Raw genomic sequence first — 16,526 nt, forward strand, 5'->3', positions numbered from 1 at the left:
AGCAAAGCCCAACCAACGATAAAATGGCGGAAAATATCGCCCAAGTTCGCGCTTTTTTGGTTGATTTGCAAGCTCGAATTTGCCAAGCGCTAGAAGCGGAGGAAAAAGACGGCGGCGGCAAGGCAACCTTTGTTCCCGACGATTGGGAGCGCCCTGAGGGCGGCGGCGGTCGATCATGCATTTTATCCGGCGGCAAAGTCATTGAAAAAGCAGGCGTTATGTTCAGCCACATCCATGTCAAAAGCTTGCCGCCATCCGCCACCGCTCGCCATCCGGACATTGCCGGTCGCAGCGCCCAAGCGCTTGGCGTATCCTTGGTCATTCACCCGACCAACCCAAACGTGCCCACCAGCCACGCCAACGTCCGACTTTTTGTTGCCGAAAGTGCGGACAAAGCGCCAATTTGGTGGTTTGGTGGCGGCTTTGATTTGACCCCGTTTTATCCAGTACTTGAGGACTGCGTTCACTGGCACAAGGTTTGCCACGATTTATGCGCGCCCTTTGGCGACACGGTTTATCCTGATTTTAAACAGTGGTGCGATGAGTATTTTCACTTGCAGCACCGAGGCGAGCAGCGCGGTATTGGCGGGCTATTTTATGATGACGTCAATTTTGAGAGTCGCGGTTGGGAGTTTGAGACCTGTTTTGATTTTATGAAAGCGGTCGGTAATGGCTATCTTGACGGCATTATTCCGATTTTTCAAAAGCGTAAAACGACAGCTTTTACCCAAGCTCAGCGCGAGTTTCAGCTTTATCGCCGCGGCAGATATGTCGAGTATAATCTTGTTTATGACCGTGGAACACTGTTTGGGCTACAAAGCAATGGTCGTATCGAGTCGATTTTGGTCAGTATGCCGCCGCTTGCAGCTTGGGAATATCGCTTTGAACCCAAAGCCGGAACGCCTGAGTTTGAATTGACCGATTTTTATTTAAAACCACGCGATTGGCTTAGTGAGGCTTAATTGGGTTGACAATATGGTCTGATTTGGCATAATTCTAGCGCGAATGATAAGTTTTTAGGCTGATTACAATATGCAGCAAATATTATTGCCAATAAAATAATTTATCGTTTATGATATTGAGGTCAGCTTTTATAGCTGACCTTTGTTTATATCCCATTTTTCGTTTTAAAGGTTTTCACTGGTCAGTCGCGGTAGCCCCTCTTTGTTTTAGCGCCGTTATTTGAGCAAATTTCGCCTTTATTTATCCTCGAAGCCATTCATTGAACCCTTAATAATCAATGAATCGCCACATCAAAGGAGTCATGATGACAAAATTTAACTCACTAAAATCGGCTTTTGGTATCGGCTTATTGGGCGCAGTCCTTACCCTTGGCGCTTGTAGCAAGCCGCATCCTGATGTCAAAGCGCGCCAAGATATGATGAAAAACTATGGCGATGCGATGAAAGTGATGGGCGGAATGGTCAAAGCTCCAGACACCTTTGATGCGGCGGTGTTCAAAGAGCAAGCGGTATTTTTGGCAGAAGATTCAAAAAATCCTTGGCAACATTTTGAGAACAAAGACGCGGTGGGCAACGCCACTGAATCAGTTTGGGCAAAAACGGACGACTTTAAAATGGAAGCTGAAAACTTCCAACAAGCTACCGCGCAACTAAACCAAGTTGCACAAACGGCGACAAGTGCGGAGGATGTGAAGCCTGCCTTTGGTGAAGTTGGTAAATCGTGCAAGTCTTGCCATACTGAATTTAAAGTCAAAGATGACGACGAAAAATAAGGCTTAAAGTTAAAGGTTAACTTTAGCGCTGTTTTAATTGCAAAAAAAACCGCTGTCCTTTGATAGCGGTTTTTTTGATAACAAGTTTGAGCCGTTTCACTCAGCCCGTTTTAGTCCATCAACTCAGCTTCCACAATCTCAATCCAGTAGCCATCGACATCTTTGATAAAGGCAATATTTTTCATATTGCCATCTTCTGGTCGCTTTTTAAAAGTGACGTTATTTTGGTCAAACCAAGCAACGGCGGCATCAAGATCAGGAACGCTAAAGCAAATATGACCAAAGCCTTGCGGTTCGCTATTGCCATCATGGTAGCTAAAATCAGCTTGATGTTCAGTGCCATAGTTGTGGGTTAATTCTAAAATGCCGCGCTGACGAAAAGCAAAAATCGCTAAGTCATCGCCTTTTGGCAAGTTGTCGCGCTCATCTTTGGTCAATTTGGCTAAAAAATACAAATTAAAGCCCATTTCCGGAAATTTTTTGACGCAAAGCAAGGTCATTCCCAAAATTCCGGTATAAAACTCAAGCGATTTGACCGGATCTTTGACGCGAAGCATGGTGTGGTTAAAAGTAAACCCTGATGAGGCGCTTGGGATGGGCTTTACGCCTTCTGCCATTACGCTTTGGCTTGGCTGCGGCGTTTGGGTTGAGTGGGTCATGAAAGACTCCTTATTAGGCTAAGTATTATTTTTTATAGCGATGCGATAGCCATCAAATTACGATCGCGGCTCACCTATCATACCTCAGCTGTCTAAAAAGCGCACTTTGCCGGTTTTTAAGTCGTATTCAGCGCCAACGATGAGCAATTTTCCGCTTTGGGTTAAGTCCTCTAAAATGCGTGAGCCGTGCTTTAATTGGCTGACTGACATGCGAACGTTGGCGCGGATGGCGCGGTCAACCAATTCATCCGCGTCCGCGTCATGACCTTTGGCGGTGGCAAGCTCGTGCAAGTTATAAACGCTTGGGCGAATGCGATCAACGATCGATTGTAAATTGGGCGAATAGTACTGCTCAGGGTTAATCAAAGCATCAACGCAAGCGGTCACTGCGCCGCAGTTGGAATGACCAAGCACCACCACCAATTGCGTTTGGAACTTTTCGGCGGCAAATTCTACCGAACCGATCTGTGAGGGCGCGACCACATTTCCGGCAACGCGAATCACAAATAAGTCGCCCAAACCTTGGTCAAACACAATCTCAACCGGAACGCGGGCATCCGAGCAGCCAAGAATAATGGCGTGCGGATATTGATCTTTGACCAGCGCCGGTCGCCTTTGGGTCATCGGATCGGTAGAAGTTAGGCTTGCCACATAGCGCGCGTTGCCTTGTTTGAGCATCTCAAGGGCGTCTTTGCCGCTCACAGGTTGGGCATGGTCAGTCATAATCATCCTTTATCATCATGTTAGTTTTGCCAAAGTTTTGGCAAGCGTAATTATTGTATAGCACAAGCGCAAAAAAAACGTAAAAAAATTCAACCGGCAACACTTTTTTGCTATGATCTTGCGCCAAAATTATTCAGTGGAACTGGTGAACTGCTCAATTCAGCGCAAAAACCGCCAAATCAGAAATACCTTGTAACCTAAGGTATAACGCGCGTAACGTCATTTGCGATTGCGCAATTTTGGCAAAAGGCTTTGATATAATGGCGCAACTTACTTTTTTTGCTGGCGCGGCTTTTTAGGACTTGCTATGACTCAATTTTCTGACCCCAATCCTCACTTGTTATCAAGCCCAACTGCCAGCAGAACTGACGAGCTGCTTCAAATTGAGCACCTAAAAAAGGTTTATGACAACGTTGAAGTATTAAGCGACATTAATTTGACCATTCATCATGGCGAGTTTTTAACCCTGCTTGGACCTTCAGGTTGTGGAAAAACCACGCTACTTCGCCTTATTGCCGGATTTGAGCAGCCGGATGCCGGCGCGATTTATTTAGATGGCGTTCAGATGGCGGGACTGTCCGCCGATAAACGACCGGTCAATACGGTGTTTCAGCAATATGCGCTATTTCCGCACATGAGCGTCGCGCAAAATGTGGCTTATGGCTTAAAGCTTAAAAAAGTGCCCAAAGATGAAATTCAAGCTCGCGTTCGCGAGATGCTTGCCATGGTTCAGCTTGAGCATTTAGCCAATAGGCGACCGCAAGAATTGTCGGGCGGTCAGCAGCAACGCGTTGCGATTGCAAGGGCGGTAATTAATCGCCCAAAGCTCTTGCTGCTTGATGAGCCTTTATCGGCGCTTGATTATAAACTTCGGCTACAAATGCAATCTGAGCTCAAACGCCTTCAACGCGAGCTTGGCATTACCTTTGTGTTTGTCACCCACGACCAAGAAGAAGCGCTGTCGATGTCCGATCGCATTGCCGTGATGAAACATGGCAAATTTCAGCAAATTGGCACCCCCATTGAGATTTATGAAACCCCCGCCAACTTATTTACTGCTAAATTTATCGGCGAAACCAACCTATTTAAAGCCATCGTTCGCGGCGTTTATCCCGACCAGCCGGATAAAAATGGCAAAGTTACTAACGGTCGCATTGAGGTGGAAGTTTGCCAATCGGGGTCGGCAGATATGCCGCTTCGCAACTTACGCCGACCCAAATTTGCCAATGCCGTTCAAGTTGGCGATACGGTCAATTTATTGCTTCGACCTGAGGATTTGCGAATTTATGACTTAGATGACGCTGAGCATAGCGGCATTACCGGTCGGGTGATCGAAAGCAATTATAAAGGCAGCACTTTGGATTCCATCATTGAGCTTGAGGACGGTCAAGTTATCAAAGCGTCCGAGTTTTTTGATGAAGACGATCCAAGCTTTGATTATAAAATGAATGAAGCGGTCAAAGTGGCTTGGGTTGATGGTTGGGAGTGGGTATTGCCAGACGAGCCTGACGCTCAGCCGGTGACTTCAGGGGGCGTATAAATGGCAATGTTTAATAGCGCCGCAAAAGTAAAAAACCCGTTTCGAACCGCAACGCTTTGGCTGATTTGGGGCTGGCTGCTGATTTTTGCGCTTGTTCCTAACTTGCTGGTGATTGCCGTCAGTTTTTTAACTCGCGACAGTAGCGAATTTATCAGCTTGCCAGTAAATTTTGGCAGTTATTCGCGAATGATGGACCCGCTTTATTTTGAGGTGTTTGTTCACTCCCTTTGGATGGCGGGGATTACCACGGTGATTTGCTTACTGTTTGGCTATCCTTTTGCTTGGCTTGTCTCCAAAGTCCGAGCGCGCTGGCAGCCGCTGTTGATGCTGCTGCTGATTTTGCCGTTTTGGACGAACTCTTTAGTCAGAACTTACGCGCTCAAACTGCTGTTTGCCAATAACGGTTTAATCAATCAGTTGCTCATAAAGCTTGGCATTATCAGCCATCCAATTGATATTTTATACACCCAAGGCGCAGTGATTGCCGGATTAACGTATTTGCTATTTCCATTTATGGTGTTGCCGCTTTATGCCGTATTTACCGATTTGCGCGAGGATATGCTGCTGGCTTCGCAAGATTTAGGGGCAACCAAATCGCAAACCTTTTGGCATGTCGTACTGCCACTAACCACACCAGGGATCATTTCAGGGGTACTTTTGGTGCTATTGCCTGCGATGGGCATGTTTTACGTGGCGGATATTTTAGGCGGCTCGCGCAATTTACTCGTAGGAAATATCATTAAAAATCAATTTTTGGATGCAAGGGATTGGCCATTTGGCGCAGCGGCAAGCGTTCTGCTCACCCTTGCAATGGCAATTTTACTTTGGGCGTATCGCGCAAGTAGCCGCCGCATTGGCAAAACTGACTTTAATGAGGTGGCATAATGGCGACCTTGACTTCAAAAAAGCGCTTGGGCATTTTGTTATCTAAAAGCTATTTGACTCTCGTTTACGCGCTCTTGTATTTGCCCATCATCGTTTTGGTGGTGATGTCATTTAACACCTCCAAAGTCGGCTATCATTGGGGCGGCTTTAGTCTAAAATGGTATGAGTCGCTTTTTCGCAACCAAGCCATGCTCGATGCGTTTTGGCACTCCATTGTTTTGGGATTGATTGCCGCAACACTATCCACCTTGATTGGAACGCTCACCGCCCTTGCCCTGCATCGCTACGATTTTCGCGGCAAAGGCTTACTCAGTGGTCTACTTTTTGTGCTCATGATGTCCCCTGAAATCGTTCTTGCCATCTCGCTTTTGGTGCTGTTTTTATTGATTGGGATGCAGCTTGGCTTTGTATCGCTGCTATTATCGCACATCACCTTTTGCTTGCCGTTTGTGGTGATTACCGTGTTTGCTCGGCTGTCAAGCCTAGATGAGCGCTTGCTAGAAGCGGCTCGTGATTTGGGCGCGAGCGAATTTACCATGATAAAAACGGTGCTGATTCCAGTGATTTTTCCGGCGGTGATGGCAGGTTGGCTTTTGGCGTTTACTTTATCGCTTGATGATGTGGTGGTCTCGACCTTTGTGACTGGTCCTAGTTTTGAGATTTTACCGCTGCGGATTTATTCCATGGTTCGGGTGGGACTAAAACCTGAGGTCAATGCCATTGGCACGATTTTACTTGCAGCGTCACTTATTTTGGTCATTATCTCGCAGTGGTTATTACGGCGGCGGTAAATGTAGCTATTTTTGAATGAAATTATTTCTTTTATTATTTATAATGAATTAATTTCATGATAAAAATGGTTTGCGATATGCTTGAGCTTCGTCATTTAAAAACGCTCACCGCGCTGCGGGCGCATGGCTCACTTGCCGCTGCTGCCGATGAGCTTCACGTGACCGCCTCTGCTGTGTCGCATCAGCTCAAAGAGCTTGAAAGCTATTATGATATCAGCCTTGTCAATCGCCGAAGCCGACCGCTGACTTTTACGCCTGCCGGAAAAGCGGTTCTTGCGCTTGCCGACAACATTTTACCGCAAGTCACGCGAACCAAAACCAACCTTAAGCGCTTAGCTCACGGTCAAGCCGGACGGCTACGCTTAGCGTCAGAATGTCACAGCTGCTTTGATTGGCTCATGCCGATTTTAAACCGCTATCGGCGCGATTGGGCAGATGTAGAGCTTGATTTTGCGACCGGATTTGAGCCTGAACCGCACCATTTGTTGATGGAAGGCGATATTGATTTGCTCATCACTACGAGTAATTTGCCGATTGCAGGCATCAGCTATCAGCCATTATTTGAGTACGAAAGCCGATTGGTGATCTCACCTACGCACGAATTGGCAAATCTTACGACGATTTCACCGACGGATTTGGTTAATGAAGTGCTCATTGCCTATCCGGTTGAAGCTAAGCGCTTGGACATCATTGCCAATTTTATGACGCCTGCTAATTCAAGCTTTGCTAACATCCGAACCACCGAGCTTACTGCCATGTTGATCCAATTGGTAGCAAGTGAGCGCGGGGTGGCAGCGCTTCCTGATTGGGTCGTTGCCGATTATGAAAAAAAAGGTTGGGTGGTGTCAAGACCGCTTGGCAGCGGCGTTTATTGCCAGCTTTATGCAGCGACGCGATCCACAAGCCAAAATTTAGCTTATGTTCAAGGGTTTTTAGCGCTGCTTGATAATTTGGTCAAACCAGTAATTTAAAAAGCTGTCGTTTAAAAATGATTCGGTTAAAAATAATTGGCGTTTAAATCGGCAATTAGCTTAAATTTAGTGCCATTTTTATCGTATAAAAGCCAATGGCGGTAGCAAGCAACGTCAAGCCAACATGAAGCGCCACTAGTAACAATCCGGCAAGCACTCTGCCATCATTTATTAGTGAAAAAACTTCCGCGCTAAAGGTGCTAAACGTCGTCAAGCCACCCAAAAATCCCGTGATGACCATTAATTTGAGGTTCGGCGATAAATTGGCGCCAAACTGCTCAAACCAAAGAATCGCGCCGCCAATCAATAGCCCGCCTAAAATATTGGCAAAGAGCGTCCCAAACGGAATCCAATCATGAAGCAAATTAAATCGGGATAACCAAGCGCGAAGACACGCCCCAAATGCTGCGCCAAGACCGATTGCAAGCCATTGCATGATACTGTCCTTGATAGTTTAACCTTGATGTTTAGTCATGAATCGCTGGCAGCTCACTCATTGACCAGCGCGGGACACAAGTGACCGCCAACTCATCGGTTTGACCGGCATTTAAGCGCTGGAATCCAGCAAACGCAATCATCGCGCCATTATCGGTGCAAAGCTCAGGCGGCGCATAAAAAACTTGAGCGCCGATTTTAGCAAGCGCCGCTTCAAGCGATCGGCGAAGTTCGGTATTGGCGCTGACGCCGCCGGCAATCACCAGGCGCTTCATGTTCACCTGCTTTAGGGCTTTCACGCATTTTTTGACTAAGGTATCAACAACGGCATGTTGAAAGCTTGCCGCGATATCGGCGCGAACTTGCGGATTATCTTGGCTGCCCTCGGTATCTTTAATCAGATTGTGAACTGCTGTTTTCATCCCGCTAAAGGAAAAATCAAGACCCCGATGCAGCATGGGTCTTGGCAACTCAAACGCGTTTGGATTGCCGTTTTCAGCAAGTTTGGCAATATTCGGACCTCCAGGATACGGCAAATTGAGCATTTTAGCGGCTTTATCAAAGCACTCGCCTGCGGCATCATCAATCGATTCGCCCAAAATTTCGTATTCGCCAACACCAAACGCGGCAATCAGCTGTGTATGACCGCCCGACACGAGCAAGGACACAAATGGAAACTGTGGCGGATGTTGACTCATGAGCGGCGCCAATAAATGACCTTCCATATGATGAATGCCAATTGCCGGAATGCCAAGACCAAACGCAAGGCTGCGACCAAACAGCGCGCCAGTCATTAGCGCGCCAATTAAGCCTGGACCTTTGGTATAGGCAATGGCATCAATGTCGCTTTTGGTCAGGTTGCACTGATCGAGCAACTCATTAAATAAAGGCACCAACTTTCGGATATGATCGCGGCTGGCAAGCTCAGGAACCACGCCACCATAAAGCGCGTGAAGCTCAATTTGCGAATACAGCACTTGACCGATCAGACCTTGATTAGCGCCTGCTATCTCATCGCTATCAAAAATCGCCAGTCCCGTCTCATCACACGACGTCTCTAAGCCCAATACTTTCATGATTCTGCCTTGCCTAAATGATCATCAGATAAAAAAACCGCCATTATGAACCACAATGGCGGCAATTTACATCAATTTCAATTGTTAATGATTAACTGGCAGCGCCAACCATGTAATCAACTGCCGCGTGAACTTCGGCTTCAGAAACGCCGTTGGCAGCTTGAGCTGGCATTTGATTAAAGCCTTTAGAGGCATGCTCATATAAGGTGTCTTTGCCTTTTGCAATGTGCGGCGCCCAAGCCGTTTTGTCACCAAATTTTGGTGCGTTTAACAATCCTGACTCATGACAAGCTTTGCACTGCTTTTGATATAATTTTTCGCCAGTATCTGCGGCAAGTACCACCTCAGCGTCTGCATTTTCAGTGGTGGCTTCAGCAGTTTCTTCAGCTGGCGTTTCGGTTTCAGCAGGGGCTTCAGTTTCTGCAGCTGGCACCTCGACAGGAGCTTCAGCAGGCGCTTCTTCCACAACCGCCGGCTCATCAACAACGACAGTTTCAGTTTCAACAGGGGCTTCTTCTGCTTTTTTATCGCTACAAGCGCTCAGCCCGATGGCAGCGCCCAATAAAATAGCTGCCGCGCTCATGGTTTTTAATTGAGCTATGCTCAAATTACGAGGGATCGTCATTAGGTCATTCCTTTGCCAGTTAGGTAGAAGGTTTTAATTAAAAAATAGTTCAAAAAAGCTTAACAGTCATCACCAGTCAACAGACCAATCAGTAGCACTTAGCCAAATCTAAGCGTCAACAAAAAGGGCGGTTCAGGCAATGATAAACAGGAAGGGTCAAATCAACATCAAAGAATCAAACCAACTAAGACCATCAGCAAGCCAAACTATATTGACTTGCCGACGCTTTAAAACAATAGAACCTCAAAAAATAAAAAGTCAGAATTGGCTTTAATATTATTTAGAAGTTGGCGCAGTATGGGCTTCTTCAGTCGTCGTATCAGTTGATCCCGCCGCCGCAGGATCCATACCAGAGGCGTCTCCAGTGCTAGCGTCCGCCGAATCTGCCGCGCCATTAGCTTTGGCTTTACCATCTGCACTCACAACCTCAGATGTTTCAGCGCTATCGCCAGTGGCAGCAGCATCGCCAGAAGCTTCGGCGGTATCTGTTGCAGCAGCAGGCGCTGATTGCTCAAATCCCATATCTTCTGCCGCGGGCGCATTGGCATGAGCAATTTCTTCAGCTTCATTAACGCGGTCAACGGCTTTGACTTCACCAGACTCAGCTTCAGCGGCGTCTTTTTGTTGGTTACAAGCGCTAAGTCCCAAACTTGCTACCAAAAGCGCTGTCAATAATGCGGTCGCTTTTTTTGCCGATCCCAATTGCGATTTGGCGGCGGTTTGACCTGCGAAATGATCTACCAATTTTTTCATCAACGCACCCTCAAGCTGAGCTAATTTTGATTTTAAATGACCAAGTTGATGGTCATCTTTGATGGATTCTTGCCTTTTGTTATGGTCAGTTGAATTTACTGCCGCAACATGATCTCTTAAGCAAAAATTATCATAGCATAAACGATTGCCCAATCGATATAAGCGATTTGATTTTTTTATAGCGAAATATTATCAATAATTCAATAAACTTAACTTTCTCACAAAATTGCCATTGAACTTTGGCGAAAAGCTTAAATCAATATCCGATTTTTCTCAAAAGACTTTGACTTTCTTCATAATTTTGATTAAAATACTCGCCCTTACTTCTACCTGAAGCAAGCTTATTCAAGTTTGAGCTGATGACTGCAATGATTGAGAGGTTGCAGCTAACTACTACTATACAGCCAAGCTTAGTCACCCTCTCATCACTTTAAGGAGTCTTCATGCCTGCAGTTAAGGTTAAAGAAAACGAACCCGTTGATATCGCTATCCGCCGCTTCAAGCGCGCTTGTGAAAAAGCGGGCGTCTTATCTGACGTTCGTAAGCGCGAGTTTTATGAAAAGCCAACTCAAGAGCGTAAGCGTAAAAAAGCCGCTGCGGTTAAGCGTTATAAGAAAAAACTTCAGCGTGAAACTATCCGCACCACTCGCAACTACTAATTTTTGATTAGAAGTTGGCAAAGGCTTAAAATTTAAGCCACTGCGGAACTAGCGCCACTGTTATCGGATGATACGGTGGCGTTTTTTATGCTAAACTTTTTGTCATTATGGACAATACTACAGTTTCAGCAAGCAAATTTTAAAAACTAACCCTTCATATTAACGGATAATAAGGAAAAAATGATGAGTTCGCTAAAGCAAACGTTAACGGATAATGTCAAAACGTCGATGAAAGCTCATGATTTAGAGCGGGTCAAAGTGCTTCGCAATGTTCAAGCGGTCATCAAACAAATCGAAATCGACCGTCAAACTGAGCTTGATGATGCCGGCGTCATTGAACTACTACAAAAACAGCTCAAACAGCGCCAAGAGTCATTAACCATTTTTACTGAAAACGGTCGCGAGGATTTGGCAAAAAAAGAGCAGTTTGAAATTGATATCATCAACGAGTTTATGCCCTCACAAATGAGTGATGATGAGCTTGCGGCAATGGTCAATGAAGAAATCCAATCGCAAAACGCCACCTCAATGCGCGATATGGGCGCGGTGATGGGCGCGCTTAAAGTTAAAACGGCAGGACGCGCTGATCCTGCATTGATTTCAACCTTGGTCAAACAAGCACTTCAAGGCTAATTAAGCCTTTGATTTTAATCAGTTAATAAAATCGCGCGACCACTCAAAATTACTACCTAAAAACTACCGCCTAAGGCTTAAAGTCTTTGGCGGTTTTTACGTTGTCGATCTCACTTTTGATATTGGCTTGCAGCGCGGTTCGGCTCGCCTTGGTTAAGTTTTGGGTGAGGCTTTTTGCTTGCTCAAGTGAGGTCAGCGCCGCCTCATAGCGACCGCTCCAAAGCTCATCCATGCTGCGGTAACGAAGGGCATTGATAGTGGCGATATTGGCTTGCAGTTTGTCGGTGGCTTTTTTAGCTAAAAATTCATTGGCGCGGGACAGCGCTTGCCAAGCGGCGCGGTCGCTTGGGTTTTGAGTCACCAGCGGCTTTAATAACAATTGGGCTTGTTCGGGCTGATTGTTCTGAATCAACGCTTTTGCCAAATAAAGGCGCAAATCGCGGCGTTCAGGATAAAGCGCTTGCTGATCGGCTAACAGCTTTGCCGCTTTTGACCATTGCTGCTGCTCCATAAACAGCTGACTTTCGGTGATTGTCAGTAGCGGCTCAAGGGCTTGGCGATCGATTCCCGACCGCGATTTTAGCTCGTTTAAGGTGGCATGCGCTTCAGAAAATCGTTGCTGACGACCGAGCCATTCGACCAAGGCTAGCGCCGCTCCTAAGCTTGATTTAGCCGCACTGGTGAGTGCTGATTGGGTCGCATGATTTCCCATTACCTGAACCCGCCATGTTAATAAATCAAACAGCGCTTGATGGCGTTTTTGCTGCGTCAAAGACAATACAGGATACTGCTGAGCTCGGCTTTGGGCATCGCTCAAACGCTCATTACTTAACGGATGCGAGCGCACAAAGCTTGGCAAAAAGCGGTATTCTGCTTGATTAAGTAAACTTTGCTGATTCATCGTCGCAAAAAATCTGGGCATGGCGCGCGCATCAAAGCCTGCTTGGTTCATGATTTGCATGCCAATGCGATCCGCTTCGCGCTCATGACTGCGGCTAAATGCCATGCTACTATTCATGGCGGCCGTTTGGCTTCCCATCATGACGGCAGCGGCGGCATCACCATCGATACTTGACGCTGCAATTGCTGCAAGCATCCCACCCACTTGCATGAGCAACGCCTGCTTTTTTTCAGTCCTACTGTGCTCATAGTGGCGCTGACTGATATGAGCAACCTCATGGGCAACCACGCTTGCCAGCTCATCCATGCTGCTTGCCGCCAAAATCGTCCCGCTATTAATGCCAATCACGCCGCCTGGCGCGGCAAACGCGTTGATGCTCGGGCTGTCCATAATCACCACATCAAGAAGCGCTTGCCGTCTTGCTTGCGCGTTGAGCCGCCACGTCATCGCCTTGATGGTTTCTTGAATCCACGGGTCGCTCAGCATTTTGGCGCCGCCGTTTATATTTTGAAGCGCCCATTCGCCAAGCTGCTTATTTTTATATTGGTCGGCAAAGCTCACCCCTTGACCATCGATATTGGGCAAATTTAGCGTTTTGGTTTGCGGCATTGATGTTGAAAATGATGGCTGACTTCCCGACAAATAAGGCGTCTCAAACCTTGAGGGTTCTTGCGCTAAATTGCCAATCATGGGGGCTGAAAAGCTTAGCGAGCTTACCGCCAGCATACTCAACCCAAAAAAACCTGCCAAAATGCGCGGATTGTGACTGTTCAATACGTTACCCTAACCTTTGCCAGCTTGCCAACATGGAGCTCTTACAGCGGATTGTGCTATTATTTTTGATAGTAAAAGCTTGCGTGAGCGTCGTCAACTGCTGGCTGAATTTGGCTACTAATCCCTTGATTTGCGTGACTTTTGTGCAACATTGTTGGGATTTTTGCTGATCGTTATTTTCTATTTTACTAAAAAAGGAATTTTCATGTCGCAAGATATTACCCATCATCCAAAGATTGCTATGGCAGACAGTGTTTCAGAATCAAATCAAGCGCTGATTGAGGAGTTTATAAACCAAATTCCTGAAGACAACTTAGCCGCGCTATCAACATCACCAATCACTATCTGCCAACTGGTCGATGGTCGGCGCTTGGTCTGCCCAATGCCTTTGCTAAAAACCAAAGTGGCACTTAGAACGGTTCCGCCTCACCAGTCGCTTTATGTCGTTGCCACCGACCCAAACTCGCAAGCAGACATTCGCGCCTTTTGCCAACACTCCCCTGAACTTGAGCTTCGTTTAGCCCAAGCTGAGCTGAAATCTACGCCAAGTGATACAATATTTCACTTCATCATTACCAAAACCGATAGCAACTGATCAGCGCTATCTATTACAATAACCCTAAGATAATTTTCATCACCTTAATTGCTCAATTCCTTCAAATTAAAGGTCAATACCATGGCGACGGACTCGGCGATGACAGCACAAAACCAAAAAAATAAGAAGCCCAATAAAAAAAATAATCGGCAATCACAAAGCCGAAATGATCCTATGACTAATCATTATGACGACTTTGAAAGCGATGATTTCAGCGATGACATTGACGATAATCTCGATGATTTTGATGCATTAGATATCGATGAAGCAGACATTGAAAACATTGACGATCTTGATATCGAAGACTTTGACGCTCATGAGTTAGAAGATGATTTGGATGATGACATTGATGATCGCTTAGACGATGAAACGGACAATTTTGTACCTAAAAAACCGCTTAAATCGTCCAAAGCCCAAAAAAACGCCGATCGAGAAGCGGCGCTCAAAGCGGCTGCCGAACGACCACCGTATGATGCCAGCACCTTTGAAGATACGCGAACGCGCGATTTAGTTCCTGCCATGCCAACGCATTTGTCCGCGCCCGGCGTCAATCTTGGCGCTTATATCAATACCGTTCATCAAATCCCAATTTTGACACCAACGCAAGAGCAAGAGCTTGCCCACCGCTATTATGACGAAGGCGATGTGGAAGCCGCGCGATTGCTGGTCATGTCGCATTTGCGCTTTGTCATTCACATTGCGCGCAGTTATTCAGGATATGGCTTGCCGCAAGCTGACTTAATTCAAGAAGGTAATTTGGGCTTGATGAAAGCAGTCAAGCGCTTTGATCCCAACAAAGGCGTTCGCTTGGTGTCGTTTGCCGTTCATTGGATTAAAGCGGAAATTCACGAGTTTGTCATTCGCAACTGGCGAATTGTCAAAGTTGCTACCACCAAAGCGCATCGAAAGCTATTTTTTAACTTGCGAAGCCTTAAAAAAACCAACAATCAACTAACGATTGAAGAAGCTGATGCGATTGCCAAAGACTTAAACGTCACCCGAAAACAGGTTTTGGAAATGGAATCGCGGCTGACCTCTTATGACGCGTCATTTGAAACGCAATCAAGCGATGATGATGACGGTCGCTATGCCCCGCAGCTGTTTTTAGAAGATGGCGTTGATCCGGCGGAAATGGTTGAAGAGTCCGATTGGGAAGAAAATAACTCCTCGGCGCTTCTTGCTGCTATGGATACGCTTGATGACCGCGCTCGCGATATCGTTGAGCAGCGCTGGCTTACCGAGCAAAAGTCTACCTTGCATGAGCTTGCCGCCGTTTATTCCATCTCCGCTGAGCGTGTCCGGCAAATTGAAAAAAATGCTATGGATAAAATTCGTGATGCTATGACCATTGATAGCGTGATCCTTCCTGATGATATTCAGTAAGCGTTGCTAAAAGTCAAAATTTAGGAGACATCATGCTAAATTGGGTCAGTATTGCCGCAATCAACCTTGCCATTGCCGTCGGTCTTGGCGCGTTTGGCGCTCATGGGTTAAAGCGCGTTGCAAGCCCTGAACAGCTGGCGTGGTGGCAAACGGCAACGCTTTATTTTCTCATTCATGCGCTAGGGCTTTTGGTCGTTGCCATACTCATTAAATTAAATTTTGCGACTAAAACCAGCGCTTGGCTGATTCAAATTGGCGTTATTATTTTTGCCGGCAGCTTATATTCAATGGCACTAGGCGCTCCAAAATGGTTTGGCGCGATTACCCCGATTGGTGGCGTGCTTATGATCTGCGGTTGGCTTTGGCTGGCTGTTAGCGCCGCTCGGTTATCTCAGCTTTAAGTTTAACTTGATGCTACTATAGCGGCTGATTTGATCTAATCCCTTGATGATTCTAATGGAGAATTTTATGAGTACCATTACGGTCAATGGTAAATTGCTGCAAACAACGCACCAAACGGTTCAGTTAGTGATTAATGAGCTTGGGCTAAGCACAGGACGATTTGCGGTAGAAGTAAATGGCGAAATCGTTCCAAAAAGCGAGCTTCCCAATATTAACATCACTGAAGGCATGGCAATTGAAGTCGTTCAAGCAGTAGGTGGCGGTTAATAATCTTTATCTAACAATAAAAAGCCCTCAATATAAAGTTGAGGGCTTTTTATTACTTCAGTCATTTATTTTCATATTAAGTTACAGTCTTTTTCTTATTATGTTTTTTATTATTATTTTAAGCAGCTACCTAATCCTAATAAATGACTTTTAACATTTTTTAATATTATAATTTTCCTTTTATTTATTACTATTTTTTATGCTAGTGACGATATTAGATTAAATAGCTTCTGCCATATCTTCATCTAAATCATCGTAGCGGTCATCACGACCTGCGCCTTGAACTTTTTTGCGCTCTTGCTTGGTTTTATATTTGCGAACTTGACGGTCTAGTTTTTCTGCCATCTCGCCAATGGCTTTATACATATCTTCATCAAGCGCTTGAACGAACATCTCTTGACCGGCAACGCGCATAATGGCTTCAGCTTTATGGCTCTTTTTACCGCCGTCGGTGGCGCCGCTGTTATCAAGCGATAAGATAACTTGAATACTTTGAATTTGGTCAAAATGACGCTCAACTTTGGCAAGTTTTTCACGAACTGCATTGTTCATGGCATCGGTAACGCTGATATGGTGACCACTGATAGAAATATTCATAGATTGATCCTTCTTTTATCACAGCTTAGCTTAGCTGATGGTTAACAGATGACGTTTAAAATTGGGTTATAGTTATTGGTCGTCATCTGATCCTATCAAAAGCAGTTTTAATTTTATTTATC

At 45.8% G+C, this 16,526-nt stretch carries 20 protein-coding genes; 12 read left to right on the forward strand and 8 right to left on the reverse strand.

Annotation, left to right across the window (positions count from 1 at the left end):
• Positions 1 to 23 precede the first annotated feature (23 nt).
• A complete protein-coding gene (gene hemF / locus HF322_RS04850) occupies positions 24 to 962 on the forward strand; it encodes an oxygen-dependent coproporphyrinogen oxidase (RefSeq protein WP_219848177.1) in 939 nt (312 codons plus the stop codon).
• Between the two features lie 305 nt (positions 963 to 1,267).
• A complete protein-coding gene (locus HF322_RS04855) occupies positions 1,268 to 1,735 on the forward strand; it encodes a cytochrome c (protein WP_169392263.1) in 468 nt (155 codons plus the stop codon).
• A 110-nt stretch (positions 1,736 to 1,845) separates the two neighbouring features.
• Here HF322_RS04855 and gloA read toward each other — a convergent pair whose 3' ends face one another.
• Both gloA and HF322_RS04865 read right to left on the reverse strand, forming a co-directional pair.
• Complete coding sequence (gloA, locus tag HF322_RS04860; protein ID WP_169392264.1) at positions 1,846 to 2,394, reverse strand: lactoylglutathione lyase; 549 nt, start codon at positions 2,392 to 2,394, stop codon at positions 1,846 to 1,848.
• Positions 2,395 to 2,478: 84 nt separating this feature from the next.
• Positions 2,479 to 3,117 (reverse strand): carbonic anhydrase, encoded by a 639-nt coding sequence (locus HF322_RS04865; RefSeq protein ID WP_169392265.1) that lies wholly within the window; start codon positions 3,115 to 3,117, stop codon positions 2,479 to 2,481.
• 307 nt (positions 3,118 to 3,424) lie between these two features.
• Here HF322_RS04865 and potA point away from each other — a divergent pair, with 307 nt between their 5' ends.
• The 4 genes from potA to HF322_RS04885 all read left to right on the forward strand — a co-directional run bounded on the left by potA (position 3,425) and on the right by HF322_RS04885 (position 7,304).
• Positions 3,425 to 4,657, forward strand: coding sequence for a spermidine/putrescine ABC transporter ATP-binding protein PotA (gene potA / locus HF322_RS04870; protein WP_169392266.1), 1,233 nt, complete (start codon positions 3,425 to 3,427; stop codon positions 4,655 to 4,657).
• Positions 4,658 to 5,542, forward strand: a complete 885-nt coding sequence (potB, locus tag HF322_RS04875; RefSeq protein ID WP_223193167.1) for a spermidine/putrescine ABC transporter permease PotB — start codon at positions 4,658 to 4,660, stop codon at positions 5,540 to 5,542.
• Positions 5,542 to 6,333: a spermidine/putrescine ABC transporter permease PotC gene (gene potC, locus HF322_RS04880; protein WP_169392267.1), complete on the forward strand. Its 792-nt coding sequence runs from the start codon at positions 5,542 to 5,544 to the stop codon at positions 6,331 to 6,333. Before potB ends, potC begins: the two co-directional genes overlap by 1 nt.
• Before the next feature lie 77 nt (positions 6,334 to 6,410).
• Positions 6,411 to 7,304: a LysR substrate-binding domain-containing protein gene (locus tag HF322_RS04885; RefSeq protein ID WP_169392317.1), complete on the forward strand. Its 894-nt coding sequence runs from the start codon at positions 6,411 to 6,413 to the stop codon at positions 7,302 to 7,304.
• 55 nt (positions 7,305 to 7,359) lie between these two features.
• Here the strand turns inward: HF322_RS04885 and crcB are convergent, their stop codons facing one another.
• The 4 genes from crcB to HF322_RS04905 form a co-directional block, all read right to left on the reverse strand.
• Complete coding sequence (gene crcB, locus HF322_RS04890; protein ID WP_169392268.1) at positions 7,360 to 7,740, reverse strand: fluoride efflux transporter CrcB; 381 nt, start codon at positions 7,738 to 7,740, stop codon at positions 7,360 to 7,362.
• A gap of 31 nt (positions 7,741 to 7,771) precedes the next feature.
• Positions 7,772 to 8,815, reverse strand: a complete 1,044-nt coding sequence (gene tsaD, locus HF322_RS04895; protein WP_169392269.1) for a tRNA (adenosine(37)-N6)-threonylcarbamoyltransferase complex transferase subunit TsaD — start codon at positions 8,813 to 8,815, stop codon at positions 7,772 to 7,774.
• A gap of 91 nt (positions 8,816 to 8,906) precedes the next feature.
• Positions 8,907 to 9,440, reverse strand: coding sequence for a cytochrome c5 family protein (locus HF322_RS04900; protein ID WP_223193168.1), 534 nt, complete (start codon positions 9,438 to 9,440; stop codon positions 8,907 to 8,909).
• 276 nt (positions 9,441 to 9,716) lie between these two features.
• Positions 9,717 to 10,193, reverse strand: coding sequence for a hypothetical protein (locus HF322_RS04905; protein ID WP_169392270.1), 477 nt, complete (start codon positions 10,191 to 10,193; stop codon positions 9,717 to 9,719).
• 443 nt (positions 10,194 to 10,636) lie between these two features.
• On the opposite strand from HF322_RS04905, the gene rpsU reads away from it, so the two are divergent.
• Positions 10,637 to 10,852 carry a 30S ribosomal protein S21 gene (gene rpsU / locus HF322_RS04910; RefSeq protein ID WP_169392271.1) on the forward strand — a complete coding sequence of 72 codons (216 nt, stop codon included), beginning with the start codon at positions 10,637 to 10,639 and terminating at the stop codon, positions 10,850 to 10,852.
• 183 nt (positions 10,853 to 11,035) lie between these two features.
• Positions 11,036 to 11,485 carry a GatB/YqeY domain-containing protein gene (locus tag HF322_RS04915; RefSeq protein WP_169392272.1) on the forward strand — a complete coding sequence of 150 codons (450 nt, stop codon included), beginning with the start codon at positions 11,036 to 11,038 and terminating at the stop codon, positions 11,483 to 11,485.
• 70 nt (positions 11,486 to 11,555) lie between these two features.
• On the opposite strand, the gene HF322_RS04920 is transcribed toward HF322_RS04915, so the two are convergent.
• Positions 11,556 to 13,160, reverse strand: coding sequence for a M48 family metalloprotease (locus HF322_RS04920; protein ID WP_223193169.1), 1,605 nt, complete (start codon positions 13,158 to 13,160; stop codon positions 11,556 to 11,558).
• A 205-nt stretch (positions 13,161 to 13,365) separates the two neighbouring features.
• On the opposite strand from HF322_RS04920, the gene HF322_RS04925 reads away from it, so the two are divergent.
• The 4 genes from HF322_RS04925 (at position 13,366) to thiS (ending at position 15,807) form a co-directional block, all read left to right on the forward strand.
• Complete coding sequence (locus tag HF322_RS04925) at positions 13,366 to 13,755, forward strand: sulfurtransferase TusA family protein (RefSeq protein WP_169392273.1); 390 nt, start codon at positions 13,366 to 13,368, stop codon at positions 13,753 to 13,755.
• Positions 13,756 to 14,274: 519 nt separating this feature from the next.
• Positions 14,275 to 15,138, forward strand: a complete 864-nt coding sequence (gene rpoH / locus HF322_RS04930) for an RNA polymerase sigma factor RpoH (protein WP_201537028.1) — start codon at positions 14,275 to 14,277, stop codon at positions 15,136 to 15,138.
• Positions 15,139 to 15,170: 32 nt separating this feature from the next.
• Complete coding sequence (locus HF322_RS04935; RefSeq protein ID WP_169392274.1) at positions 15,171 to 15,539, forward strand: DUF423 domain-containing protein; 369 nt, start codon at positions 15,171 to 15,173, stop codon at positions 15,537 to 15,539.
• A gap of 67 nt (positions 15,540 to 15,606) precedes the next feature.
• Positions 15,607 to 15,807 carry a sulfur carrier protein ThiS gene (thiS, locus tag HF322_RS04940; protein WP_169392275.1) on the forward strand — a complete coding sequence of 67 codons (201 nt, stop codon included), beginning with the start codon at positions 15,607 to 15,609 and terminating at the stop codon, positions 15,805 to 15,807.
• Positions 15,808 to 16,026: 219 nt separating this feature from the next.
• Here thiS and hpf read toward each other — a convergent pair whose 3' ends face one another.
• A complete protein-coding gene (gene hpf / locus HF322_RS04945) occupies positions 16,027 to 16,404 on the reverse strand; it encodes a ribosome hibernation-promoting factor, HPF/YfiA family (RefSeq protein ID WP_169392276.1) in 378 nt (125 codons plus the stop codon).
• Positions 16,405 to 16,526 lie beyond the last annotated feature (122 nt).

The sequence above is a fragment of the Psychrobacter sp. MF31 genome (genome assembly GCF_012847335.1).
Taxonomy (GTDB): domain Bacteria; phylum Pseudomonadota; class Gammaproteobacteria; order Pseudomonadales; family Moraxellaceae; genus Psychrobacter.